Here is a 26,752-nt window from a genome sequence, read left to right as displayed (position 1 = left end):
CCTTCCTGAATATCAGGAAGGTAAAAACTTTTATGCGGCAACATCTGCACGTTCTGAATTTCTACCGGACTTGAACCAAATAACAGCCAGGGAAAGGGCAGCGAACAAGACAAGGAATATGGCAAGAACGCTGACGCTTGACCAGAATAAATCATAATTATTAAGAGTGATGATTGATTTAAAGCCGTTAATCGAATACGTAAGTGGTAGGAATTGACTTAGTGTTTGCAATCCTTCTGGAAGCATATGAACTGGTAAGCTTGAACCTGTTGTGGATAGCTGTAAAACCAAGAATGCAAAAGCGATGAAGCGCCCGATATTTCCAGCTAAAGCCACTAGGAAGAACACGATGGCCAAGAAAGTTAAGCTGATGAATACCGAGAATAAGATTAACATGATCCCATTTGTAAAGGTTGATTTTAAATAGAAGGAAGCGAAAACAGATGCTATAAGCGCCTGGGCTATCGCAAGCACTGCCATGTTCCTGAATTGGATCGCGTACCATCTAAATGCGGAGCCCTCTGTCACCGCTGGCAATTGTAAGTTGAAGAGACAAGCCATGACCAAAACACCTACGAATAATGCTAACGAAAGGATATATGGAGCATTCGCATAACGGTATCCAGGGAATGTATTGATGGACTTTCCACTCAATTCCACTGGTGCCGCAAACATGGCAATGTTCTTTTCATCCTTGTTAATGGCACTTAATTTATCAGCACCGCCAGATAAGCCGGTTGTCAATGTCTTACTGCCATCTTTGATTTGTCCGACACCACCGTCTACTTGTTGGACACCATCGGATAAAGTGCCCCAACCTGTTTTCACGGTTTTCGTGCCGTCACTCACTTGCGTCATTCCGTTATCCAGTTTGTTTGCACCAATTGTAAGGTCGTTCCATCCCGCTTTCACGGTTTGGTTACCTGCAGCAAGCGTGCCCGTTCCAGCGGCAAGCGTACCAGCACCAGCAGAGAGAGTCTTCGTGCCGTTAGCGAGCGTACCCGTTCCAGCGGCGAGAGTCTTCGCGCCATTAGCAAGTGTTCCCGTTCCGGCTGCAAGATCTTTACTGCCTTTGGCAAGTGTACTTGTTCCAGCAGCAAGAGTCTTCGTACCATTAGCAAGCGTGCCTGCACCGGCTGCAAGGTCTTTACTACCTTTGGCAAGTGAACCTGTTCCGGCTGCAAGGTCTTTACTACCTTTGGCAAGCGTACTTGTTCCGGCAGCGAGGGTCTTCGTGCCATTAGCAAGCGTACCTGCGCCAGCCGCAAGGTCTTTACTGCCACTAGCAAGTGTACTTGTTCCGGCTGCAAGGGTCTTCGTGCCATTAGCAAGCGTACCTGCGCCAGTAGCAAGGTCTTGACTGCCTTTGGCAAGTGAATCTGTACCGACGACAAGGTCCTTACTACCTTGAGCGAGGGTACCTGTTCCCGTTACAAGATCTTTACTTCCATTGGCAAGCGTAGTCGTTCCCGCCACAAGATCTTTGCTTCCAGAAGCGAGTGATCCAGTCCCGGCAACCAAATCTTTACTGCCGGTTGCCAGAGCTGCAGTACCGGCGGCAAGTGTATTCGTACCTTCTGCCAATGAACCAGTTCCTGTTACGAGTTGACTAGCTCCGGCGGAAAGGTCACCTGCACCTTTAGCTAAGTTCTGTGTTCCTGCGTACACTTGTTTTTGTCCTGCTACTAAGGTATTTAACCCAGCTTCTAAAGTGTTGGCACCTGTTGAAGCATCGGCTAGACCTCCTTTGATTTGAGAAGCTCCCGATACTAAACCAGGCGTTTGGTCGGCTAATTGCCCCAATCCGCCGGCGACCTGTTGACTTCCTGCTAATAGCTTTTGGAAGTCCGGACTTGCCTTAAGTTCAGGTACTTGCTCAGCAAGTTGGGCCAAGCCTGTTGCTACACTACTAGCGGCTGGAGATAATTGTTTCACCGCAGAGTTCACGCCTTCAGCACCTGTGGAAAGCCCTTTGCTGCCTTCAGCAAGTGTGGCAATGCCGGCTTTCAACGTATTACTTCCTGTCTCGGCACTTGTTAAACCATCTAATACTTGCTTGGCACCATCTTGTAAAGTAGTGGCACCCGTGGCTAATTCTTTTGTACCACTATTCAATTTTTGGGCTCCATCGTTCACTTGGCTTACCCCGCCCTGCAATGAAGTAGCACCAGCGTATACCGAACTGGCTCCTTCATTTAATTTTTGGGCTCCATCGTTTACTTGATTAGCGCCGCCGTTAAGAGCTTGAGCCCCTGAATTGACTTGGTTGGCACCGCCATTAAGGGCCTGGGCGCCTGTATGAACTTGATTGACGCCACCATTAAGAGCTTGAGCGCCTGAGTTGACTTGATTAGCGCCACTATTAAGAGCTTGAGCTCCCGTATTCAGTTGATTGGCACCTCCATTAACTTCTTGAGCGCCTGAGTTGACTTGATTGGCACCACTATTAAGGGCCTGTGCACCTGTATTTAGTTGATTGGCGCCGCCATTAACGGTTTGTGCCCCATCATTGACTTGATTGACGCCACCATTAAGAGCTTGAGCGCCTGAGTTGACTTGATTGGCGCCACTATTAAGAGCCTGTGCACCTGTATTTAGTTGATTGGCACCACCATTAAGGGTTTGTGCTCCATCATTGACTTGATTGACGCCGCCATTAAGAGCCTGTGCCCCTGAATTGACTTGATTGGCGCCGCTGTTAAGTGTATTGGCCCCAGTATTCAATTGTTGGGCACCAGCATCTAATTTTCTAGCCCCTCCATTTAAGGTCTGAGCTCCATTGTCTACTTGTTTGGCTCCATCCGCTAATTTGCCGATGTCTCCCTGTTTACCAGAAAGAGAGCTATACATCACGCTCGTTCCAGCTTTTAATTCTGTCGCTCCACTTGCAAGCTTTGCGATGTCTGGTGCCTTTTGTTTCAAGGAATCAAGGATTTGAGCGGTACCATTTTTCAGTTCTCCGGCTCCATCATTGATTTTTTGAGAACCATTCGCCCCATCTATGAAACCGTTTTCAATATCACCCAGTTGATTGAGCAAGCTCGTTGTATAAGTGGCGGTCACCTTATCAGCCAAGCTTTCACGGATACGTTCTGTAGCACTTTTGGTTACTTGGGCGGCCATGAAGTGCAACCCTTCATTCTGAGTATAGATCAGTTCGGGTTTTACCGGATTTGCATCCAAGACCGTTGTTACATTTTGTGAGAAATTTTCCGGAATTTCAATGACCATGTAGTAATCGGTATTCTCTAACCCTTTTTTAGCGGTCTTTTCATCAACGAATTCCCATCCGAGGGTATCGCCAGACCGCAACTCAGCCACTAAATCATTGCCGACATTAATGGGCTTCCCGCCTGAAGTGCCACCTACATCCTTATTGACGACAGCGACAGGTAATTTGGATAAATTGTCATATGGCCCCCATTTTGCAGTTAGAATGATTGCTGCATAGATGAATGGGATTAATAAGACAGCAATGATGGCAATAATCCATCCCGTCCTATTTTGGGAGCCACCAAACTGAAATCCTGAATCTTTCATACATAACCCCCTACCTATAAAATTTTATAAAAGTTGATTGGGAGCCGTCCAATCAACTTTTATAAGTATATTCTGACTATTTATTCCAATTCCTTCTTATTAATGACAACTATTTTATGAGTTTTTTTAGATTTTTAGGATAAAAGTTTCATGAAATAGTAATTATTTGGACAAATAAAAGATCCTAAAGTAGGATTTCAATTTCAATTTCTTTAAGAGTAAGGTAGATGAATGGTTATTCATTCATTTTTAAACAATTAAGTAATTAAGATTCTTATCCTTAAAACTGGAATAATAATTCTAAAAAAACAATAAGTATTTTTACGAAATCGCACAAAATGTTAATTTGTCGAATTGTAAAATGTGAAGAAAGTCGGAAACATTTAGTACAGAGATGAAAAAGATACTACTGAAAAAAGAAGGGGCTGTCCCAAAAGTCAGTAATATGACTTTTAGGGCAACCCCCTTTTTTATGAAATTTATACACAAAAAAATCGCCCTTTTTAGTAAAATGAAGTTACCACACAACATTTAAGAAACGACGATTTTTTATGAGCAATCAAAAGATCACTACAGAAAATTATAACATGGAACAAACTAAACTACCACTCACCATTCAAGAGGAAACTACTGTTCCTCAAAAACGAAATTCCACGCCTACTTTTATTCCCTATGATAACCAACAAACCACTGTGATTTTTGATATTCAGGATCTCGTTCCGGCTCACCACGTAGCGCGTGTAATTGATCAAATGATTGAATCAGTAGAAGATAAAGTCTTTTTCGAGCACTATAATGGTGGCGGACGTAGCTCTTACCATCCTAAAATGATGACGAAAGTCATTTTGTATGCCTATTCTCAAAAGGTCTATTCTTGTCGTGAAATCGCCAAACTGGTTGAAGAAAATATCCCAACCATGTGGCTGGCTGCCTTGCAGAAACCGGATTATCGAACGATTAATCGATTTCGTACACAACAAATGGAAAAGCTCCTTCCGAAGCTTTTTGAAAAAATGATCCATCAACTAATAGAAGAAAAGCATATCACTATGGAGAATTACTTCCTAGACGGAACAAAGATTGAAGCAAGCGCAAATAAGTATTCATTTGTGTGGAAAAAGGCGACGACCAAATTTGAGGCGAAGCTACAAGAAAAAATTGAAGAAACGTACCAACAGATTCAGACCATTACAGATGAAGAAGGTCATGAACTGTCAGCTCAAGAAGGAACATCCTCTTTAACTGCAGAGGAAAAATTAACTCAAATAGAAAAGGCGTTAGTGAAAAAAGTGGAAAAAGAAACGAATGGCATCCAATTTGAAGAAGATGTCCAGGTACGAAAAGAAAAACGACGGGAACTCAGTCCGGTAAAGAAACTATTGAAATTAGTACGCGAAGACTTAGGTCCACGATTAGTTAGATATAAACAACAAAACGCTCTATTTGGCGATCGAAATAGTTATTCAAAAACGGATACGGATGCGACATTTATGCGAATGAAAGATGATCATATGAATAACGGACAACTAAAACCTGGTTATAATATTCAAATGGCAACGGAAAATCAATTCATTCTTTTTTATACGATCCATCAACGCCCTACTGATACACGGTGTTTTAAGCCGCATATAGAAGCACTGAAGAATACATCGCTACCATTCCCGAAAAACGTCATCGCAGATGCCGGCTATGGCAGTGAAGAAAACTACCTCTACTCTTTGGAAGAAGAATTTGAAGCTTTGATTCCTTACAATACTTTTTTAACGGAACAAAAACGGAGCTATAAAAAAGATATTCGTCATGTGAGTAACTGGACATATGATGAACAAAAGGATGAATACACTTGTCCAAATAACCGTAAGGTTTTATTTAAGCGTTACTCGACTCGTACGGATAAAAATGGATTCACACGTGACTTTAAAATTTATGAATGTGAGGATTGTACGGATTGCCCATTAAAATCGCAATGTACAAAGGCGACAGGAAATCGTCAAGTGCATGTTAATCCAGTTTATGAAGAAATAAAAGCGAAAGCAAAAGTGAACCTTTGGTCTGAATCGAATGCACAAATTTACGCTCGACGAAAAATCGAGGTAGAGAGTGTTTTTGGTCATATCAAGGGCAATAGGTCGTTCCGTCGCTTTTCGCTTCGGGGCTTAGCGAAAGTCCAAACGGAGTTTGGCATCGTAGCCATGGCACATAATTTACTGAAGATAGCTGGATTGCGTCAGCTACTTTCAGTAAATTATTATAAAAATAGAAAAACAGGTGAAGAAAAACGAATCGTTTTTCTCCACCTGTTTTATTTTAGGGACTTATTAGACAGCCCCTTCTTTTTTTATAGGGTTTTCGACCCGATATATTTCGGCTTCCAGTAGGAGTTGTCCATGCTTGAGATGCTAACTCCTCTTGAAGTGGCTGAATGGATGAATTGATTATCACCTATGTATATTCCAACATGCGAAACACGTTTGCCATTTTTAAAGAAGACAAGATCACCTGGTTCAGGTTCAGATGTTTTCAAACCAACTTTTGAATACAAATCTGCAGCTGTACGTGGCAAGACGACATCTTGTGACTTTTCAAAGACATAGTAGATGAAGCCAGAACAATCGAAACCTTTGGGAGAGGTTCCGCCCCAGCTATATGGTACCCCCATATATTTCTTAGCTTTTTCTATTAATTTGTCATTATCTATGTTGTATACGCCCAAGGCATTAAAGGTGGATCGGTTGGATATCCCATTTTTCTTTAACTTGTGGTCTTTTTGAAAAGCTTTTACTGCCTTTGTAGTAGATTCATTATAATTATTTGAGTAGGAGCCTGATGGTTTATAGTAACCTTTAAACTTTAGAAGTTTTTGAAGTTGGCGTACGTCGGAATGTTTCATTTTCGGTTTTAACGTTTGGTCACCAATATTAGCAGATGCTTGATGCTGTAGAGGTGAAAGCAATAAGACGGCAGCGACGGCTAGACTACTAAATAACTTTTTCAATGAATTTTCCTCCTGAAACAAATATTGGTTCCTACATAGTATTATAGTCTTATTACAATAAACGACATTTTACATTACGTTTCTGTTACAAAAGTCAATTTATGCATAAAAAAGTGATAATTCAACCTTTAATTCTATTAATTATTTCATAAAGGTAATCTTTGCTAAAACTCCAGTATATAACTATATATGATATAATTTCTATAGTGCATTCAATTGATTTTATAGGAGAGAAAACCCTGTGTTAACTGGTATGAAAAAGATATTTAATGAGAGTTCTAAAGACTTAAAGCGAATTTATAAGCTTGTAGATAATGTGAACCAACTAGAGGGAAAGTTTGAAAAATATACGGATCATGAATTAAGAGGTATGAAAGATACGTTTAGAAGTTTGCTAGCTTCTGGTAAAACGTTAATGGATCTTCAAGCTGAGGCTTTTGCCGTAGTGCGGGAAGCATCGAAACGTGTATTGGGTCTACGGCACTATGATGTTCAGCTCGTAGGTGGGTTTGTCTTGAATGAGGGTGCAATCGCTCAAATGAATACGGGGGAAGGGAAAACTCTTGTTGCAACCTTGCCGAGTTATTTACATGCCTTGGAAGGTAAAGGCGTCCATATTATCACGGCAAATGAGTATCTCGCCAGCCGGGATAAGGATTTGATGGGGCAGGTGCATGAATTTTTGGGTCTGACAGTCGGCTTGAATATTTCACAAATGTCTCCTTCTGAAAAACAGGAGGCCTATGCTGCGGACATTACCTATGGGACGGGTACAGAATTCGGTTTCGACTACCTTCGGGATAATATGGTTTTTCGAAAAGAAGAGAAAGTGCAAAAAGGTCATCGATTTGCCATTGTCGATGAGATTGACAGCATCCTGGTTGATGAAGCAAGGACCCCGTTAATCATTGCAAGTAAATCAAGTGATGGAACTGAGCTGTTTCATATTACTGCTCAGATTATGAAGTCGTTTAAAGAGGATGAGGATTTTGAGGTGGCTAACGAAACAAGGGCTACCTTTTTAACAGATCAAGGCGCATCCAAGATTGAAAAGGCATTCGGAGTAAATAACTTATATGATATAGATCATCAAGAGCTACTGCATAATGTGACGCAAGCGCTTAAAGCACATGCCATTATGAAATTGGACGTCGATTATATCGTCAAGGATGGACAGATATCCTTGATTGATAAATTTACTGGCAGGGTGATGGAAGGCCGAAGTTTTAGTGAAGGTCTCCATCAGGCCATTGAAGCAAAAGAAGGCTTGGAGATTTCTGAAGAGAATGAAACACAGGCTACAATTACCATCCAAAATTATTTTCGTTTATATCATTCGCTTTCAGGGATGACGGGAAGTGCCATGCCTTCAAAAAAGGAGTTTTGGGAAACCTATCATCTGCCTGTTATTGAAATTCCAACAAATAGACCCATTCAACGACAGGATAAACCAGATTTAATCTTTAAAGATGAAGTAAGTAAAATCAAAAAAATCATTTCAGAAGTAACACGTATTCATAAAGAAGGAAGGCCAATTTTGATTGGGACGACTTCCATTGAGCAATCGGAAACGTTATCCATTCACTTGAAGAAAGAAAAAATCCAACATCAGATCCTGAATGCGAAGACGGAAAAAGGCGAGGCGGAAATCATCGCCAAGGCCGGACAAAAGGGTCAAGTGATGTTAGCGACGAACATGGCTGGAAGAGGTACCGACATTTTGCTGGATGAAGATGTTAAGGAATTGGGCGGGCTTCATATTATCGGTACGGAGCGGCATGAAAGCAATCGTATTGATATGCAGCTACGTGGTCGTTCGGGTCGGCAAGGTGACCCGGGCTCTACACAATTTATCATTTCTTTAGAGGACGATTTGTTTGTCTACTATGAGGAAGAAGAAATTGAGCGGTACGTAAAGAAAGTTAAAACAGATGAAACCGGTTTGGTCATAAGTCCTGCTCCAGAAAAATTTGTGAAAATGGTTCAGGAGACGATTGAGCAAACACATCAGTCTAGCCGTAATCATTTGTTGAAATTGGAACATGCATTAAATGAGCAAAGTAAAATTATCTATTCGATGAGAGATCGGATTCTGGATATGGAAACGGATCAAATGTTTACGATTCTCCTTGAATATATCGAAAGTTACATCCGTAAGCGCGTGGCGAAGTATTACCCTGAATATATGGAAGAACCGAATTCGAAGGCTTTCATTGAAGAGCTGTCCCTTGTCTACTTATCGTTGGATTGGAAAGAGGACGATTTGCAAGGTCTTACCCGTTCTGAAGTAGAAGCAAAGGCACTGTCTGCATTCAAAGAAATGGAAACTATGTTATTGACTTTACAAGAGGATGCTGAGTGGGGAAGCCGGTTACGTGCCTATATGTTGAAACAAATTGATACGAACTGGATGAGTCATTTAGACGAAATGAATAGAGTGAAGGAGGGCATAGGGTTAAGTGGGTATGGTCAACAAGACCCTTATATGTTATTCGAAAAAGAAGCACTAATACAGTTCGAACAACTTATAAGTCAAATCGAGTCAGGCATCAGTGTCCATTTTATGGAGTATGTAAAAAGCCAAAGGGATCAAGAAGAACTTGATGAGAAGGGGGAAGATGAATAATGGGTCTGTTTAGTAAAAGTGGAAAAGCAAAAGAAAAAGTCAAAATCGAAACAGCAACAGCGGAAGAGTCTGTCTCAAATGCAGAAGATGCAATCTATACTACCTTGGTTTTTCATGAAGACTCTAATTTATCCAAGCAAGAAAAATATGTTTACCAGTTCCACCATCAACAATTGCCATCATTAAAACCAAATCAAATTTCCATTTCAGGAGTTAAATTATCAAGGTTTGAAGAGGAAGTAGTGGTTATGGCCTTCATCCGTAATACATTAGATAAAGCGATCCGCTTTGAAGTAGTGGATTTATTATTATTGGATGAAAACGGGCAGGCTCTGGCGAAGAAGTCATTTGATTTATCGGAGATGGGTGAAATCCCTGCTGTTTCCTGTATGCCATGGAGCTTCTTATTTGAAGAAGAGGATACCTTAGCCCCCATTCTGGATAACGGCTGGAAGATAGCTTTTGAACTGAAAAATCAGGCTCCTCAAGAACATACATTGGATTTGGCACCAACATGGAGAGAGCAGCTTTCGGATGCTCAACAGCAGAATCTGCAACAACTTGTTGCCGGGTTACCCAAGCTTAACCAAGGCGAAGTGAACTTCATGGGACTAGAAGCCACGTTCAAGGAGAATGATCAATTAGCCGTGACGGTTTTAATTCGGAATGGTAGTGATAAGCAAATTAAGATTGAAAAACTGCCATTGATTGTCGAGGATGCGGATGGAGATCAAGTTTGCCAAGGTGGTTTTTCCCTTGATAACTTTGAAGTGAAATCAAATACAAGTAAGCCCTGGACATTTATTTTTCCAGGAGAACTCGTGAAAAAGAAAAACCCTGATTTGTCACGTTGGAAAGTATATCCGCTTAGTTCTATATAAGATCCTGAAAAGGGGCTATCTAATAAGTCCCTAAAATAAAAACAGGTGAAGAAAAAAGAATCGTTTTTCTTCACCTGTTTTTCTATTTTTATAATAATTTACTGAAAGTCTGACGCAAGCCAGCTATCTTCGGTAAATTATGTGCCATGGCTACGATGCCAAACTCCGTTTGGACTTTCGCTAAGCCACGAAGCGAAAAGCGACGGAACGACCTATTGCCCTTGATATGACCAAAAACACTCTCTACCCCGATTTTTCGTCAAGCGTAAATTTGTGCATTCGATTCAGACCAAAGGTTCACTTTTGCTTTCGCTTTTAGTTCTTCATAAACTGGATTAACATGCACTTGGCGATTTCCTGCCGCCTTTGTACATTGCAATTTTAATGGACAATCCTTACAATCCTCACATTCATAAATTTTAAAGTCACGGTGTAAACCCATTTTTATCCGTACGGGTCGAGTAACGCTTAAATAAAACCTTACGGTTATTTGGGCAGGTGTATTCATCCTTTTGTTCATAATATGCCCAGTTATTCGCATGACGAATATCTTTTTTATAGCTCCGTTTTTGTTTCGTTAAAAAAGTATTGTAAGGAATTCTTCCAAAGAGTAGAGATAGTTTTCTTCACTGCCATAGCCGGTCTGCGATGATGTTTTTTCGGGAATGGTAGCGATGTATTCTTCAGTGCCTCTAAAAATGTGTCTTGAAACGACGCGTATCAGTTGGGCATTGATGTATCGTATAAAAAAGAATGAATTGATTTTCCGTTGCCATTGAATATTATAACCAGGTTTTAGTTGTCTGTTATTCATATGATCATCTTTCATTCGTATGAATGCCGCATCCGTATCGGTTTTCGAGTAACTATTTCGATCGCCAAATAGAGCGTTTTGTTGTTTGTATTTCACCAATCGTGGACCTAAGTCTTCGCGCACTAATTTCAATTTAACAGGACTGAGTTCCCGTCGCTTTTCTTTTCGTACCTGGACATCTTCTTCAAGCTGGATGTCATTGGTTTCTTTTTCAACTTTCTTCACTAATGCTTTTTCTATTTAAAATGTACCCTATAGAGTAAATACTTTAAAAAAGTCTCTCTGTAGGGTGCTTTTATTTGTATAAAGAAAAGATAGGATTGGAGATACATCACAATGAGCAAAAAGACTTTTACAGAATACTAATGTTAAGGCTGTTAGCCCCAAGGGGATTACATATACAGATGACCAAGATATTGATCTACAATATTTTCAAAATATTTTTGTTTGTTAATATCATAAAACCCTTTTAAGAGTATGTTTGCACATGCTATCACGGCTAATCTTAAAAGGGTTTTCTCGTTTCACATCATAAAACGCTCATAATCTCTTATTATCAGGAAAGGTTGTTTTCTGTTTGTGACAGTCACGAGCACATTTATCATCCATATATCACTTTCGTGTAAACATAAAAATCTTGCATTGGCAAAAAAAGAGAGACACACCCGACGAGAATCGACTTTGCCTACTCTTTTTTGTTTTAAAATAGAAGTATAAAACTTGGGGTGATTAAGCTGCTTTCGAAACAATTAATTATGAATCATTTCTTTCTTAAGCAATTCTCCCATAATTTTAAGAACGTCACTACGCAACTCATCGTGTTGCAATGCAAACTCAATTGTAGTTTTTACAAACCCTAATTTCTCACCGACATCAAACCTATTTCCTTCGAAATTATAGGCGTAGACCCTTTGGATCTCATTCAAACTTTGAATAGCGTCTGTCAATTGTATTTCCCCACCGGCACCTGTTTCTTGGTTTTCCAAGAACTCAAATATTTCAGGTGTTAAGACATAACGTCCCATTATTGCTAAATTAGATGGTGCAGTCCCTTGCTTTGGCTTTTCAACAAAATTACTCACTTGATAACGTCTACCTTCTATAGTAGAAGGATCAATAACCCCATATCGATGTGTTTCATTGTTTGGTACTTTTTGTACTCCTATAATGGAAGAGCCTGTTTGCTCATATTGATTAATCAATTGACTTACACATGGAGTATCACTTTGAACAATATCATCACCTAAAAGCACGGCAAATGGTTCGTCTCCAATGAAGTTACGTGCACACCAAACAGCATGACCTAATCCTTTTGGCTCTTTTTGTCGTATATAGTGAATATTCGCAAGATCCGAAGGATAACGTACTTTATCTAGAAGGTCTAATTTCCCTTTTTCTAGTAAGTTCCGTTCAAGTTCTGGAGCATTATCAAAGTGGTCTTCTATTGCGCGTTTCCCTTTACCCGTAACAATTATAATATCTTCGATTCCTGAGGCCACTGCTTCTTCAATAATGTATTGAATTGTTGGTTTATCTACAATGGGTAACATTTCCTTCGGCATAGCTTTCGTAGCTGGTAAAAATCTAGTACCTAATCCTGCTGCTGGAATTATTGCTTTTTTTACTTTTTTCAAATTTAACTCCCCCGATTATTTTATTTATCTATGGACACAACAAAAATCTAATAAAAAATACATGAATTAATGAGTTTTTTATTAGATATCTATTTATTAGTCTATTTGACCTACTATGCTATAATAAGTAATTTTCATGTTATAATCAAGTTGCATTTTTGTAATTTTTTAACATTAACATAAGATCCTTTAATTTTATATATCTTTTTGCTGGAAACAGGTATGTTATCCATTCATATATAGGCTACAGTCTCAAAGTAATTTGAATTATTGAGACCTTTCGAGAAAAATGCATTTTTCCCTTCTTCTTACTTACGTGACATTTACTATTATATATTATTGATTCACATCTGTAATAATCGTATTCTTGGAAATTTCACCATTAATGGATAAATCATCCACATAAATACTATTTTTCTCAGGGCTAGTTGTAATTTTATTCTCTTTGATAGTAAATCCTTTTGTGTATTGAACTAATAGCCCCATTCTACCAAAATTCGAGAGATTATTTTGCGTTACTTCAATATTATTTGTATATCCTTTATGTTGATAGTTTTTATCAGGTTCGTCTACTAATAATCCGTCGGTTGCAATATTTTCCAACGTATTTTCATTAATCGTTACATTACTAGCAAACCCCAAATATATTCCGAGATAGGAATTGGAGATCCTATTGTTTGAAATATATACATCATCTACCCACTTAAGATAAATGTTAGGCCTTTGATTACCACCAAGTTGATGATTAAAGACGTTATCAGATATAATAACGAACTCTATTTTTGCAATATTTGAATGGCTAGGCCAACCCTCACCATATATATTCTCTCTACGAGTATTTTCAAATATGTTTTTCGATATCAACGTATGACTACCTGATTGTGGTAGTCCAGTTTGAATACCATTTGATGTTTTCGAAGATTCCCCTTTTCCATTAGGGTTAGAAAGAGCTATCCCTCTGTTACCATCTAAAAAGGTATTGTTTTCGATGGAAGTATCTTTCCATTTAAAGTTACGAATCGCTACGAAGGTCATTCCTTTAAATATGTTATCGTGTATCTTAATATCCGTGCTGAATTTGTTGTGGACAGAACCATGGTTTCCAATTCCTACTGGCCAAGCAGATGTCCCCTCAGTTCCACTAGCACCAAAGTAACAGTTGCGAATTGTGACATTTTTGGAAGGTGTTCCATCATACTCTCCATATTGACTAAAACCTAATTTAGTGTGCTCAGAAACTTGGATAGCTTCTGAATAAAAGCGGGAGTGGTCAGGGGTTGTATCCTTAAATCCCAAAAATTCGCTATTTTCTATTACAACATTTTCGGAAGCGTTTATATCAATTGCATGATCACTGGCTATATCTCTAACTTCTATATTTCTTATGGTAATATTTTTGCCTCTTGCAATTCCAATAGCATTGAACGGGTCTGGGTAGTTTGTGATATTGCCATCCCAGATCCCACCCTCTATTGTAATATTGCCATGTCCATTATAATCCGTGTACATAGCCCCAGCATCACCATTGACCATAATTGTATTGTCATGACTACGCAATAGCACAGCACTATTTTCTAGAACTAAATGAGTATTTTTATATATACGCAACGTATTTGTAAGTTTATATGTTCCTTTAGGAATGAAAACCTTAATCGGCGTTTTACTTGTCTTAGCCAAGTCTAAGGTTTCTTGAATTACTTTCGTATCGTTATTAATACGATCCCCTTTTGCACCCAATTCTTGTACATTGAAGACAGAATTAGACTCATTATCTTTCAAAGATTTTATTCCTTCGAGAATTATAGAAAAGGCCAAAATAAAAAAGATGATGATAACCGTTACTTTTATTTGTTTGGTTATTACACTTTGTGTTTTTTTCATATGTAATATATTTCCTTCTGTTTGTAGTTTGATAGTTACTTATCAGCTATAACACTTATTTTTTAACTATTTTTATTACGAATAGAGACCAAGCCATTAATTAAGTTTTTATGAATAATGTAATAAACGGAGATATATGGTTCTCCATTATATCTTCAACTATTATCCATCTTTACGCAACTACAAACAAAAAATCCTTATGGTTTGTAACTTGTTGGTATGATATACTCAATTTTGTTCAAAATATTAGGTTATTGTAAAAAATATATGAATATTATATAAGATTATTTCAAGATAACATTATACAATTGGATATTGGCTTATGAAAAAAGCAACCCTTTTAATATATTCCCAGCATATGAGTCTCTTACGAATTTTATCAAAACTTATAAGTTTAGAGACTATTTTTAATATTTTTATACTCATACTACGTGAACATTTAAATTTTTTTCACAAACAACAGAACCTTGTGAGTTAAAAACTCATTATATTTTTTGATTGAGAGGTGCAACATGAAGGTTTTAGAATTATTATGGCTTCCAAAGGAACAGTCAGAGTGTTCTTTGTTTGATATCAAGTACCAAGGTGAAATATTAAACATCATATTGAAAACAGACGAAATAGTAAAAGAAGGAACAAATTTTTTCACATTAATTGAGAGATCATCTCAACAAATTTTGAAATTTCCAGTAAATGAGTACGGAGAAACTAATATTTTAAGTATAGATATTTCTATAGATAATTATATTAACTACCTTACAATGGGAATCTGGGATGCATATCTACAAAATGAAAAAGAAGGAAGAGTAAGTAAATTTCGAGTCAAAAATAAACTTACAGAATCCATTGAATTACCCCCTTTTTATTTAACAAACTCAAATATTTCGTTAGTTCCTTACTCTACCATCAAGGGGAATTTATCTTTTAAATGTGAGGAAAGTAAAGCTATCCTTAAGATAGAAAACATTGTCCTTGAAGAAAACGGAAGTTTAATGTTAAATGGATATTTTTTAGTCCCCTCTTGGAGTGTAGAGAAGTCTGAAGATGTACGGAAGCAGCTTATTCTTCGTTCAGGGAATAATGAAATTAATATGGATATTTATAATGTGGTGCGTCAGGATGTTTCAACATTTTTCGGACGAACAGACAATAAGTATGATTGGACGGGGTTCGATATCCATCTTGACTTCTCCAAAAATTCTTATGAGTTATTAGATGAAAAATCAACAGAACTCCATATTAAAATGACCTTTAAAAATCAAGAGATGATTCTACCGATTTTGATTTCACCGGCCATAGATTTCAATAAAACAGCCGTTTTTCAGTCTTCTGACGGGATTAAGAATATTTATATTAATATAGATGAAAATTCTCAAAGAATTGCTTTATTAGTGACTAAAGAAAACTTACAGGCTGAAGTTGACGCAATATATTCTGAAAATGGAGAAATCATCTTGTTAGGCAGTGTCATTTCACGTGATAAGGCAAAGAGATTTTCCTATAATAACACCAATATTGTTGTGAAGGAGCGTCAGTCTGATAAAGAATACCATTTCGCTGTTGAAATCTATCAATCTTGTTTTACTCATACATTCAAAGTAAAAGAACTTTTAGAAAAGGGTATTTTCACAGCCGGAGTTTGGGACTTATACCTTTTGATAGAAGGCCAAATGTATCGTTTAGTGACCCGTTTGGACGGCATTATGAATAAACAAAAGTTAGTGTCAATACCACAACAGATGTTTTCTAATAAAGAAGGAAAAATATTAGATATAAAGCCCTATTATACCCTCCATGAAGAAGTTTCTATATTTTCTAGAGACCCTATTGCCGTAAAGTCCATTGAAAAAGTTGCAATAGAAAAAGGGGTTCTTTCTATAGTTGGAAAGCTAAATATTCAACCACCTAATCTCTACTTCCCTACAGTTACTACAGGTAGACTTATGATTAAAGGTAAATTTGGTAAAGTATATAATTTACCCACTACATGGCAAACGGAAAAGACGGGAAAAACTAATCTTGAGTTCCAATTTAGGGCAACCGTAGATTTAGTTAACCAAGGACATAAAGAATTAAGCGATTCCTTGCTCAAGGATATAAACTTTGACTTAATTCAGTGTGAAATATTTCACGAATTAGGTATTATCCCATTTACCATGAATATTGACCCAACTAAGGTAATCGTAACCTTAGAGGATCATTTAAGACAATCTAGTAAGTATAAAGAACTTCTGACTAAATGGGGACTTCGCTTTTATAAGGCTTGTAATAAATTTCTTCCTATTAAAAAGAAGAATGTCGTCTTCCAAAGTTTTCATGGGAAAAGCTATTCTTGTAGTCCGAAAGCCATCTACGAAGAAATGCTTGAGCAAAAACGTAATATAAAACCTATATGGGTCTTAAATAATCTTAAACAAGAAGTGCCTGGAAATCCAATTCTAGTACGACCTCATTCCCTCAAATATTATTATTATATGGCTACTTCTAAATATTTCGTAAATAATGGAAACTTCCCTGACTTTTATGAAAAAAGAGAAGAGACAGTACATCTACAGACTTGGCATGGTACACCATTGAAAAAGCTCGGATTTGATATCGACCCTAACTCTCCATCATATGCAGAAAACACATCCCCTCAGATATGTAGACGAAATGCAAGGTGGGATTATCTAATAGGACCAAATGAGTACACTTCTACCATATTAAAGAGAGCGTTCAAATTTGAAAAGCAGATGTTAGATGTTGGATACCCTCGTAATGATATTTTCTATAAGCCAAACCTTGAAGGGAAAGAAGAGCAAATTAAAGAGATGCTTAATATTCCAAAAAGCAAAAAGGTTATTCTGTATGCTCCCACATGGAGAGACTATGATTTTCATAACGGAAATCAACATAAGCCATATGAATTTAAATTCAACCTAAATAATTTCAAAGAACAGTTTGGAGAAGAATATGTATTACTGCTTCGTTTACATTACCGGGATGCCACACGTATTAAAATTGAAGAATTTGAAGACATTATCTACAATGTTTCAAGTTATGATGATATTCAAGAATTGTACTTAATTTCTGACTTGTTAATTACAGATTATTCATCTGTCATGTTCGATTTTGTAAACTTAAACAGACCAATCATTTTCTTCACCTATGATTTATCACGTTACGGTTCTCAGGTCCGTGGTTTCTATATGGACTTTCAGACAGAAGCTCCAGGACCGATTGTCCTTAATGAACAGCAGCTATTTCATGCAATTAAAAATGTTAACAAATTAGAGACATTATATAATCAGAGATACAAAAGTTTCAGAGATAAATTCTGCCATTTAGAAGACGGAAAAGCCTCTAAAAGAACGGTAGAAGCTTTATTTAAAAATGAATAGAATTGGAGAGATCGATGTGAAAATTCGATTCTTAATGTTTGATATTTATGGAATGGGTGGCACAGTACGGACTGTTCTAAATGTGACGAACTATTTAGCTCAATCTGGTTATGATGTAGAAATCATTAGTGTCTTTCGATTTCGTAAAGTACCCTTTTTTGAAATTGATCCCAGAATCAAAATTATTGTCCTTCACGATATAGCAAGTAGAAGAAAAGATGATACAAGTTTGAAAACAAAAACAGCTAATAAGTTAGGTGAAATGAAAAGCAGACTTATTCATTCTGATGACGAGGGGTATCATTTCTTTTCGTTACTGACAGATATAAAGTTGTATAACTTTATAAAAACGATTAATTCAGGGATTTTAGTCACCACAAGACCAAGCTTCAACATCTTTGCTAGTAAATATGCGAATAAAGATGTTCGTATTATTGGACAAGAGCATTTAAATTTCTCCATCTATCCTGAAAAAATGAAGAAATCTATTTTGAAACATTATGGTAATCTAGATTATTTGGCCACATTAACAGATGAGGATACCATGGATTACACACAACTTCTAAAAGGTAGAAAGGTGAAAGTAAAGAAAATCACCAACTCTATTCCAAATTTGCAAGGTGTGATATCTCCTTTGAATTCCAAGACTATCATTGCAGCTGGTCGTTTAGTGCCACAAAAAGGATTCGATTTATTAATTGAGGCATTCAAAATAGTAAATCAAAAATATCCAGATTGGAAGCTGAAAATTTTTGGAGATGGCCGTGAGAAAAACAATCTTTTAGATCTAATTACAAAGTATAAACTTTATAATCATGTAATATTAATGGGATCAACCCAGCATATTGATATAGAACTGTCTAAAGCTTCTATTTATGCATTAAGCTCTAGGTTTGAAGGGTTTGGAATGGTCATAGTAGAGGCTATGCAATGTGGTGTGCCAGTAGTGAGCTTTGATTGTCCGAAGGGACCGAGTGAAATCATAACTCAAAATGAAGATGGGATTCTTGTAGAAGATGGAAATGTTGAGAAATTTGCAGAGTCCTTAATGGAGCTAATGGATAACGCAGAGAAAAGGAAATATTTTGCGAAAAATGCTATTGAGAATGTTAAGCGATATGAAATAGAAAATATTGGCAAAATATGGGAAGAGACAATCAACGAAAATCCATACCAAAAGAATAATCAACCAGTAAATTCGTTAGTTTAAACAAAGTATTCTTAAGGAGGATAATATGAGTGTGTTAATAACTAATTTGGGATACAGCAATGGGGTATTATCCCTGTATGGTAAAGCAGGAGCTACATTAGAAGATAACTATTTCCTTTGTATTAGAAGAAGAGAAATAGAACATGGATTAGAATATCCAGAAGAATATACATTTCCGCTCATGATTAACGGTAGTGAATTTAATTTTCATAAAGATATGAATGATTTACTACAAGGAATTTCCCTAGATAACGGAATGATTTGGGACTTTTTTTTGTTGGCTGGGGATAGTTATTTCAAGCTGGAAGCAAATACTTCATTAACTTTAGACAGAAGTGACTATGTAAGCTTAGATAATAAGCTGTTTAAAGTAAAACCATACATTACTGGGGAAAACGGCATATCAATATATATATTAAAAAATGAAATAACAGCAACTATTGGTCATGCCACTTTTGATGAGGGTGTCTTTAATTTATCAGTTCAGTTGAGCAATTCAGCCATTTCGAATTATAAGGATTGGAACTGCTATTCCATTCTATTAAAGATTAAAAAAAGAGAGCAAGAACGGCTTTTCGAGTATTACGAATCTATGGTGTTTGAATCTCTTTCAGAAGTAAGCACATTAAATTTCTCTCTAAATATTAATGATATATTTGAGAACTATAACTTGAATAAGAATATTATATGGGACCTATTTATCGAAGTGAGAAGTAAAGATGGGTTAATAGTTGAGTCTCCTTTGATATGCTCAAGCGGAAATAAAGGACTTTTTAATTTCAATTATTTTAAGTTTGCACATAATGATTTATATAGAGTTAAGCCATATGTTACTGGTAAGAATTCCATTTCCCTATTTATAAGAAAAAACGAATTAAAAGTAAACCTTTCACAGCTCAAATTTGAAAATAATAGTCTACAGCTTACCGGGACAATTTATTCTCATGAATATGATATCTGGAATTTTAATGAATTCGAATCGTATATAGTTTTCAAAAAGCGGTATACGGTTGGGAAAGAAAATATATATTATATAGAAAAAGCAATTGAAATCCCATTATTAAACGGTCTTTTTCAAGCAGAATTATCAATGTCAGAGCTTCTAAACGAAGAAGTGATTCGTCATGGAGATGTATGGGATATGTTTGTACGTTTAACTACGTTGGATGGTAGAATCACGGATGTAATTGTAAATCCTTCTGAAAAACTAAAAAAAGAGAAATATTCGTACGAAATCATGAGTACGAATCCATCCTTTAAGTTTAAACCTTATGTAAACGGACAAGGTCATTTCTCATTCTATTTCATAGACTCTAATAAACATCAACATGATGCAGTGAAAGTTGCGGTATTAGGCTCATGTTTTAGTCGAAATCCTTTCAATTCGACAAGTTATTTTAATCCAGGTTATAAGAAGAATTACAGTTGCGTGTTGACACAATTCCATTCATCTATTGTTAGCATGGTTTCTTCCCCTAGGGAAATAGATATTGATAAGATGAATGATGTAACAGCTTACAACAAGTACTTTATTCAAAATGACTTTGAGAAGAACTTCTTTGATCAGGTAAGCGAAATGAATCCGGATTACTTGATCATCGATTTATATGCGGATGCTGCACGAGACCTAATTAAAATAAATGATGACACATACGTTAGTGCAAGTCTTGCTTTAAGACAAAGCAAGTACTTTAAGGAATTCATGAATTATGAAGTCGTTACACATGACAATAATGAAGCCTACTTTGACTTATGGAAGGAAGCCATGCTTCAATTTGCGAAAAGGATTAAGGAGTACCTTCCTGAAGATCGAATCATCCTTAACGTTGGAGGCTTCACTTCCAAATATGTTGATGCAGATGGATTCATCAAGAAGTACCCACGGGAGAATATCATACAAAGAAACAATTATTTCTGGGATAAGCTTAATTCTTGGTTCTTACAATGTATTCCGGGCTGTAAGGTAATTAGCTTAAAAGATACAAAGTATATAGGACAACATGATCATCCATTCGGGAATACGTTCTCCCACTATCAGTCAGGTTATTACAAAGAGTTCATGAATAGATTGAATAAGCTTGTAATGAAAGATCTACAAATTGAGAGACACCAACAAGGAAAGGAACTGTTGGTGTAATATAGCTATCGTCTTTGTTGAGTGAGCCCCTTCAATGGGTTAAAAGAGCAATAATTTGTTCAGCCTGAGTCATAGAATCATAAGGACTCAGGCTATTTGATTTTTCTGGATACGGGGTAAACGTTCTATAGTTCGTCATGAAAAATATTCTAACGTTCTAACTTGAATAAAATTATTGATAATATTAATCAGTCAAACCAGCTAATAGTATTCAATATTTTTCACCGTTTACAATATAAGAGAAATCCCAGAAGGGGGCTTTCTAATTCGCATTTTCCCTCCATCTTTAAACCTTGCTATGTAATATAAATCATTTCCCTCGACCCGTACGGATAAAAATGGATTCACACGTGACTTTAAAATTTATGAATGTGAGGATTGTACGGATTGACCATTAAAATTGCAATGTACAAAGGCGGCAGGAAATCTCCTAGTGCATGTTAATCCAGTTTATGAAGAACTAAAAGCGAAAATAAAAGTGAACCTTTGGTCTGAATTGAATGAACAAATTTAGGCTTGACGAAAAATCGAGGTAGAGAGTGTTTTTGGTCATATCAAGGGCAATAGGTCCTTCCCTTTTCGCTTCGTGGCTTAGCGAAAGTCCAAACGGAGTTTGGCATCGTAGCCATGGCACATAATTTACTGAAGATAGCTGGCTTGCGTCAGCTACTTTCAGTAAATTATTATAAAAATAAAAAAACAGGTAAAGAAAAACGAATCTTTTTTCTTCACCTGTTTTTATTTTAAGGTTATAAGAGAGCCCCTTTTATGGAATCGATCATAAAGGTTCAACAGTTATGAATTAAGAATACTTAGGGGTTTTTAGGTTGCCGTTTTTTGGGCTTGAACTCCTTTAACCTCCAAGGATTTCAAGGGTAATAGCTAGTTATCTCCTTTACCGGTATGTGGCAGAGTTAATTCAAAAGGAATTAAAGTGAATTCTTCTTCCGTTTCAGGAATTAGATAGACACCTTTAATTTGTCCATATTTCTTCATGTCTAAAGCGAGAAGGGAGGGTACTAAGAAGAAAAGAACTACCACTACATACTTTGGATTAGGAGGATGCCTATAGAATGTCGATTATTAGCCGTTACTATCCTATAGAATCCAAATAAAGAATGATTGAAGGCCTTAATGATTTAATCAAACGTTTGATTAAATTAGGGGAAGTCTTACCTGAGCTTGTTGTTTGGAAAATGAGGGAGCGGCTCCCTCATTTCCTTATATGCCAAGATGCATCTTCAAACGATATTGTGCTTCGGTTTTTGTTTCATCGGATACAATGTTATACCAAAGTCCATCAACTCGTTGGTTCTCTCCTGCAAGTGTAAATTGTTCAATATTATTGAGGGAAGACTTGTAGTTTTTCTGAATGCTTAACATTTCATTGAATGTTAAATTAGTTTCTACATTTTTCCCGATGGCTTTAAGGATATCATCATAGTTGGTCAAAGTGGACAAGCTTGCGCCTTCTTTAATGACCGCTTGTATCACTTGTCGCTGTCTCATTTGTCGACCGAAATCACCGCGAGGATCTTCTTTTCTAATGCGGGAATATATCAAAGCTTCTTTACCATCTAAATCAATTGTTCCTTTTGCAAAGCTGTAATTTTTATAGTTGAGATTCATATCATTATTGACTGTGATGCCGCCAACAGCGTTAACAATGTCCTGGAAGCCTTTCATATTCATTTTTACGTAATAATCTATTGGTATATCTAAATAGGCTTCGACCGTATTGATAGACATGGTAACCCCACCGTATGCATAAGCATGGTTCATTTTTTCCGTCGTGCCTCTCCCGATAATTTCTGTACGCGTATCCCGGGGGATGCTTAACAATTGAACCGATTCTTTTTTAGGGTTTACTGTCATGACAATCATCGTGTCTGAACGCCCACTATCATTCTTCCTTTCATCTACTCCTAGTATCAGTAATGAAAAGGGATCCTTGTTTTTAAACGTTATATCTTCGACGCGTTTATCTGTTTTATGCTCGGTACCCTGCATAGTATTTATGGTTCCTAATAGGGACTGATATATAGATGTTGCATAAGCTCCTCCACCAATGAAAAGAATAAGAAGGATGACTCCCACTACTTTTAATGATTTATGTTTTCTCTTCTTCTTTTTACGTTCTGATCTCATTTGCGTTCCTCCTCGAGCCATTCCACTTAAATGGAAAAGTGTGAAAAAATACCTAGATGGTATGTCTAATATACCTTTTTTTTACTAAAAAAAGAATAGTTTCTTTTTGTACATGCAGTACATATTTACCTTTTCAAATAGAAAAAGCGAGGGAATCTACATGACAAAGATTCCTTCGCTCACTGGGATTGGTGGATATTCTTATTTAGCGTCTGAGCCGTCTTTTGGCACTTCAGGATCTGGGGCCGGAACTTCCGGGTCTTCAAGTGGCGTAGGCTGTTCAGGTACTGTCGGGACATCTGGTTCTAGCAGATGAAGCTGATCTTCAATTGCTCTTAGCCGATTTTTGAACATCGTCTCTAGTTTTTTGTAGGAGTGGGTAGACTTTAATTTTTTATATTTCGTAATATTTTTTTTCACTTCATCGTATTGTCTATTATCGACTTGTTCTTCCATATCCAATAATAATTCATATCTTGCTATATCATAGTCTGTATTTTTCTTGTTGGTTCTAGAAGGAGTGACATATTTGAGTGTGGCCAATTTTTGAACACTCTTACTGAACATTATTTTGATTTTATTTTCGGTAGTGATGGTCTGTTTGACCAATTTATCATAGGTAGTAAATGTTGCACTATTTAGTTTTCCTGCTGTTAGGTAATCCTTTAATTTCTTATTTGTTTTAATAAGGTCGTCTCCAGCTTGAATAGCTTTCATAAAGGCCAGAGAGTTATCACGATATGATTTGGTCGTTTTTAAGGCTGCATTTGGCTTTGTACGATATTTAGCGGGAAGCTTGGCGATTGCCTTTTCTTGTTTTTTAATTTCTTTATTCGTCTTGTTATATAGGGACAGATGTGCCCTGGACACTTTTAATTTACTTTCGCTTGTAATGTCGGTAGAGTAATAGTTTTTCAGTCTAGCGGCTGTCTTATTGTATGTTTTGATTTGCGTGGTCACTTTATCGCTAGCTGCATTGTTGCGAGTATCGTAAAGCTTGAATCCTTCTTGTGCTGTATAAAGACCAATGCTTGCATTTTGACTCCATATTTTGGCGTAATTCCTAAGAGGGACATGTGTTTCCCCAACAGCAGGAGATACCTCGATGGTGAAGGCTGGTTTCTTTTCTAAAGTAGAGAACCAGTCACTGAAGCCACCACCGAATGATTTTGATTTAACCAGGCTATAGCCGGTGATTTTACTCAGTTTGCTTGCATAATGGGCGTCTTGTGTATAGCGACTTCCCGTTTGCTGATACTTCCAGAAGATGATTTGTCCACTCGAATGGTAGGAAATCGCGATTTCTGAATCGATTTTATCAATAAAGGAAAGGATGGCTTTCGTTTCGGATGCGGCCGCCACCTTTGGTCCATTGTAATTTTTATAGTAGGGCACCTTAGGACCGCCAAGGTTTTTCCAGTTCGGACTATATTGGCGGTTTAAATCGACGCCTTTTCCGTTGGCTTTCCAGCGTTTGAAGTTATTGCTGCCACCATTCATTTTAAGGATTCTTGCATGATCCTTGGCTGGAAAGCTTTTCAGGCCGGATTGCTGTAAGGTCACTCCATCCGGGTTGACCATTGGCACGAACCAAATCGTTGTATCATTCAGGATCTTTTTGACATTATAGCCGTTGATGCCGGTGTTGCTTTTATAGGCTGCTGCATATTTATCTATCATATTCATAGTAAGGTTGGTTGTAATCCACTCACGGGCATGGTGGGACCCATTGATGAAGACCGTGGATTCTCCTTTTCCAAGAGAGACTGCATAAATGTTCCGGCCATACTCGGATTTCCCGATGATTTCTTGTTTGATGAGACCAGGATACACCTTTTCTAGTTTCTTAATATCTTTTTGCATGTTGGCATAAGAGTAGGTTTTGTTAGGGTTAACAATAGATGATTGTGCGTAAGTAGTTTCGGAAAATGCGAAAGTCCCAAATAGTAAGAGGAGATACAGTAGAAATATATGAAATTTGTTCATGATACGCCACCTTTATGGTTAATATTACCTATAGTATCATAAAAATATGCAAAAAATCATAAAAATACCAGACTATTTAAATTATAGTCTGGCAAAAAGGGGCTATAAACTTCTGTAGCCTATAAGTTTGCTTTTGTAATAGGAGTTTGAAACATTGTTAATTTCTATTCCATTGCTTGAAGAAGCATGGATGAATTGTCCATTTCCTAAATAGATACCCATGTGACTGACGATGGATTTACTTGATCCAGTTGCAAAGAAAACGAGGTCGCCTGCTTTTGGCGAAGACACTTTTTTGCCCATATCATAATAGGTGGAAGATGAAAGTCTGGATATTTCATAGCCTGCTTTTTTAAATGTGTAGTAAATGAATCCACTGCAGTCAAATCCAGAAGGGGATGCTCCTGCCCAGGAATAAGGGGTGCCGATTAACTTTTTTGCTTCAGAAATGAGTGTATTCACTTTGTTATTTGAGTATGTCACTTTTTCAGGAGTTCCCACTGTAGAAGCTGGAGTTACCGATTTAACCAGGGATAATTTCTGACCGATTCTAATGATGTCGGAGGTTAAGGAATTGTATGATTTAAGTTCAGCTACTGATATGTTTGACTGTTTAGCGATTTTTGATAGAGTGTCGCCCTTTACAACGATATATGTATTCGAAGTGAGATTGACTTTAGGTGTTGAGATATTCGCTGGCTTGGCACTGCTGGGTAAATCAATGGTGGTGGTCGTTTTAGAGCTAGAAACAATCAGCTTATTACCGGCATATATCAAGTCGGATTTCAGGTTATTTAGTTTTTTTAATTCAGCAAGTGTAAGATTATGCTTGTTGGCGATTTTTGATAGAGTGTCGCCCTTTACAATGATGTATGTATTCGAAGTGAGATTGACTTTAGGTGTTGAGATATTCGCTGGCTTGGCACTGCTCGGTAAATCAATGGTGGTGGTTGTTTTAGAGCTAGAAACAATCAGTTTATTACCGGCATATATCATATCAGATTTCAGGTTGTTTAGGTTTTTTAACTCAGCGAGTGTAAGATTATGTTTGTTAGCGATTTTTGTTAACGTATCCCCAGGAACGATGGTATAAGTGGAGTTTTTTGTTTTTTCTACAGACACTGACGATGTTGTAGCTTTTGTTTTAGTTGTTGTTGTTTGAGATTTAGACGTAATAATCTTTTGATTAATCTTTAACATATCTGATTGTAAGTTATTAAGTAGTTTTAACTCTTTTACGGTCGTCTTGTGTTTTTGGGCGATTTTGCTTAAGGTATCACCGCTTTTTACTGTATATGAGTTGGCAAGGGCCGGAGAAACAAAAGTCGAAGATAGGACGGCTAATGTCGAAATTGCAACGATACTCTTTTTCACGTATTTCCACCTCTACATATCTTTTTCCCTATTCTAACAAACTAAATGGAATAAAATATATTACATTTATATTACATGGATAAAATGGTATAAAATAACTGTTTTATTGTGTTGTAAAATAGTTGTGATCTCTGTCTTTTTCTCCT

At 37.1% G+C, this 26,752-nt stretch carries 14 protein-coding genes and 1 pseudogene; 6 read left to right on the top strand and 9 right to left on the bottom strand.

From position 1 onward, the window contains the following. Window positions 1–30 precede the first annotated feature (30 nt). Complete coding sequence (locus ACQKL0_RS01705) at window positions 31–3,540, bottom strand: YhgE/Pip family protein (RefSeq protein ID WP_427685890.1); 3,510 nt, start codon at window positions 3,538–3,540, stop codon at window positions 31–33. A 587-nt stretch (window positions 3,541–4,127) separates the two neighbouring features. On the opposite strand from ACQKL0_RS01705, the gene ACQKL0_RS01700 reads away from it, so the two are divergent. Beyond that, window positions 4,128–5,918, top strand: coding sequence for an IS1182 family transposase (locus ACQKL0_RS01700; RefSeq protein ID WP_427686046.1), 1,791 nt, complete (start codon window positions 4,128–4,130; stop codon window positions 5,916–5,918). Here ACQKL0_RS01700 and ACQKL0_RS01695 read toward each other — a convergent pair. After that, window positions 5,879–6,535, bottom strand: a complete 657-nt coding sequence (locus ACQKL0_RS01695) for an NlpC/P60 family protein (RefSeq protein WP_427685888.1) — start codon at window positions 6,533–6,535, stop codon at window positions 5,879–5,881. The two genes, ACQKL0_RS01700 and ACQKL0_RS01695, sit on opposite strands and share 40 nt — an antisense overlap. Window positions 6,536–6,776: 241 nt before the next feature. Between ACQKL0_RS01695 and secA2 the strand changes: the two genes are divergently transcribed. Together secA2 and ACQKL0_RS01685 are read left to right on the top strand one after the other, a co-directional pair. After that, window positions 6,777–9,161, top strand: coding sequence for an accessory Sec system translocase SecA2 (secA2, locus tag ACQKL0_RS01690; protein ID WP_427685887.1), 2,385 nt, complete (start codon window positions 6,777–6,779; stop codon window positions 9,159–9,161). Continuing rightward, the gene (locus tag ACQKL0_RS01685) at window positions 9,161–10,042 is read left to right on the top strand and encodes an accessory Sec system S-layer assembly protein (RefSeq protein ID WP_427685885.1); all 882 of its coding nucleotides are present in this window, start codon (window positions 9,161–9,163) and stop codon (window positions 10,040–10,042) included. The genes secA2 and ACQKL0_RS01685 overlap by 1 nt, the downstream gene beginning before the upstream one ends. 88 nt (window positions 10,043–10,130) lie before the next feature. On the opposite strand, the pseudogene ACQKL0_RS01680 reads toward ACQKL0_RS01685, so the two are convergent. The 4 genes and pseudogenes from ACQKL0_RS01680 to ACQKL0_RS01665 form a co-directional block, all read right to left on the bottom strand. Further along, window positions 10,131–10,550, bottom strand: a pseudogene (locus tag ACQKL0_RS01680) (transposase). Between the two features lie 69 nt (window positions 10,551–10,619). After that, the gene (locus ACQKL0_RS01675; protein ID WP_427685884.1) at window positions 10,620–11,081 is read right to left on the bottom strand and encodes a hypothetical protein; all 462 of its coding nucleotides are present in this window, start codon (window positions 11,079–11,081) and stop codon (window positions 10,620–10,622) included. Window positions 11,082–11,605: 524 nt separating this feature from the next. Next, window positions 11,606–12,490 (bottom strand): UTP--glucose-1-phosphate uridylyltransferase GalU, encoded by an 885-nt coding sequence (gene galU, locus ACQKL0_RS01670; RefSeq protein ID WP_427685882.1) that lies wholly within the window; start codon window positions 12,488–12,490, stop codon window positions 11,606–11,608. Window positions 12,491–12,826: 336 nt separating this feature from the next. Next, window positions 12,827–14,371, bottom strand: a complete 1,545-nt coding sequence (locus tag ACQKL0_RS01665) for a right-handed parallel beta-helix repeat-containing protein (protein ID WP_427685880.1) — start codon at window positions 14,369–14,371, stop codon at window positions 12,827–12,829. Window positions 14,372–14,883: 512 nt separating this feature from the next. Here ACQKL0_RS01665 and ACQKL0_RS01660 point away from each other — a divergent pair. Genes ACQKL0_RS01660 through ACQKL0_RS01650 form a run of 3 tightly spaced genes read left to right on the top strand, consistent with a single transcriptional unit; the run spans window position 14,884 to window position 21,098 of the window. After that, complete coding sequence (locus ACQKL0_RS01660; protein ID WP_427685879.1) at window positions 14,884–17,751, top strand: CDP-glycerol glycerophosphotransferase family protein; 2,868 nt, start codon at window positions 14,884–14,886, stop codon at window positions 17,749–17,751. A 16-nt stretch (window positions 17,752–17,767) separates the two neighbouring features. Then, complete coding sequence (locus ACQKL0_RS01655; RefSeq protein ID WP_427685877.1) at window positions 17,768–18,961, top strand: glycosyltransferase family 4 protein; 1,194 nt, start codon at window positions 17,768–17,770, stop codon at window positions 18,959–18,961. Between the two features lie 25 nt (window positions 18,962–18,986). Further along, window positions 18,987–21,098, top strand: a complete 2,112-nt coding sequence (locus ACQKL0_RS01650; RefSeq protein ID WP_427685875.1) for a DUF6270 domain-containing protein — start codon at window positions 18,987–18,989, stop codon at window positions 21,096–21,098. Window positions 21,099–22,319: 1,221 nt separating this feature from the next. Here ACQKL0_RS01650 and ACQKL0_RS01645 read toward each other — a convergent pair. From ACQKL0_RS01645 to ACQKL0_RS01635, 3 genes are all read right to left on the bottom strand, one after another. Beyond that, window positions 22,320–23,246, bottom strand: a complete 927-nt coding sequence (locus ACQKL0_RS01645; protein WP_427685873.1) for an LCP family protein — start codon at window positions 23,244–23,246, stop codon at window positions 22,320–22,322. Window positions 23,247–23,447: 201 nt separating this feature from the next. Continuing rightward, on the bottom strand, window positions 23,448–25,232 hold the full coding sequence (locus ACQKL0_RS01640) for a M14 family zinc carboxypeptidase (RefSeq protein WP_427685871.1): 1,785 nt from the start codon (window positions 25,230–25,232) through the stop codon (window positions 23,448–23,450). 102 nt (window positions 25,233–25,334) lie between these two features. Then, the gene (locus ACQKL0_RS01635; protein ID WP_427685869.1) at window positions 25,335–26,606 is read right to left on the bottom strand and encodes a LysM peptidoglycan-binding domain-containing protein; all 1,272 of its coding nucleotides are present in this window, start codon (window positions 26,604–26,606) and stop codon (window positions 25,335–25,337) included. Window positions 26,607–26,752 lie beyond the last annotated feature (146 nt).

The sequence above is a fragment of the Peribacillus sp. NPDC097264 genome, from assembly GCF_050277925.1.
Lineage (GTDB): Bacteria > Bacillota > Bacilli > Bacillales > DSM-1321 > Peribacillus.
Note: the sequence above shows the minus strand (reverse complement) of the source record. Positions and strands in the feature narration are given on the sequence as shown.

Excerpts from the sequence above, each read along its gene's own strand:
- ACQKL0_RS01705 (WP_427685890.1), bottom strand. The coding sequence starts at position 3,540 with ATGAAAGATTCAGGATTTCAGTTTGGTGGCTCCCAAAATAGGACGGGA.
- ACQKL0_RS01700 (WP_427686046.1), top strand. The coding sequence starts at position 4,128 with ATGGAACAAACTAAACTACCACTCACCATTCAAGAGGAAACTACTGTT.
- ACQKL0_RS01685 (WP_427685885.1), top strand. The coding sequence starts at position 9,161 with ATGGGTCTGTTTAGTAAAAGTGGAAAAGCAAAAGAAAAAGTCAAAATC.
- ACQKL0_RS01665 (WP_427685880.1), bottom strand. The coding sequence starts at position 14,371 with ATGAAAAAAACACAAAGTGTAATAACCAAACAAATAAAAGTAACGGTT.
- ACQKL0_RS01660 (WP_427685879.1), top strand. The coding sequence starts at position 14,884 with ATGAAGGTTTTAGAATTATTATGGCTTCCAAAGGAACAGTCAGAGTGT.
- ACQKL0_RS01650 (WP_427685875.1), top strand. The coding sequence starts at position 18,987 with ATGAGTGTGTTAATAACTAATTTGGGATACAGCAATGGGGTATTATCC.
- ACQKL0_RS01645 (WP_427685873.1), bottom strand. The coding sequence starts at position 23,246 with ATGAGATCAGAACGTAAAAAGAAGAAGAGAAAACATAAATCATTAAAA.
- ACQKL0_RS01640 (WP_427685871.1), bottom strand. The coding sequence starts at position 25,232 with ATGAACAAATTTCATATATTTCTACTGTATCTCCTCTTACTATTTGGG.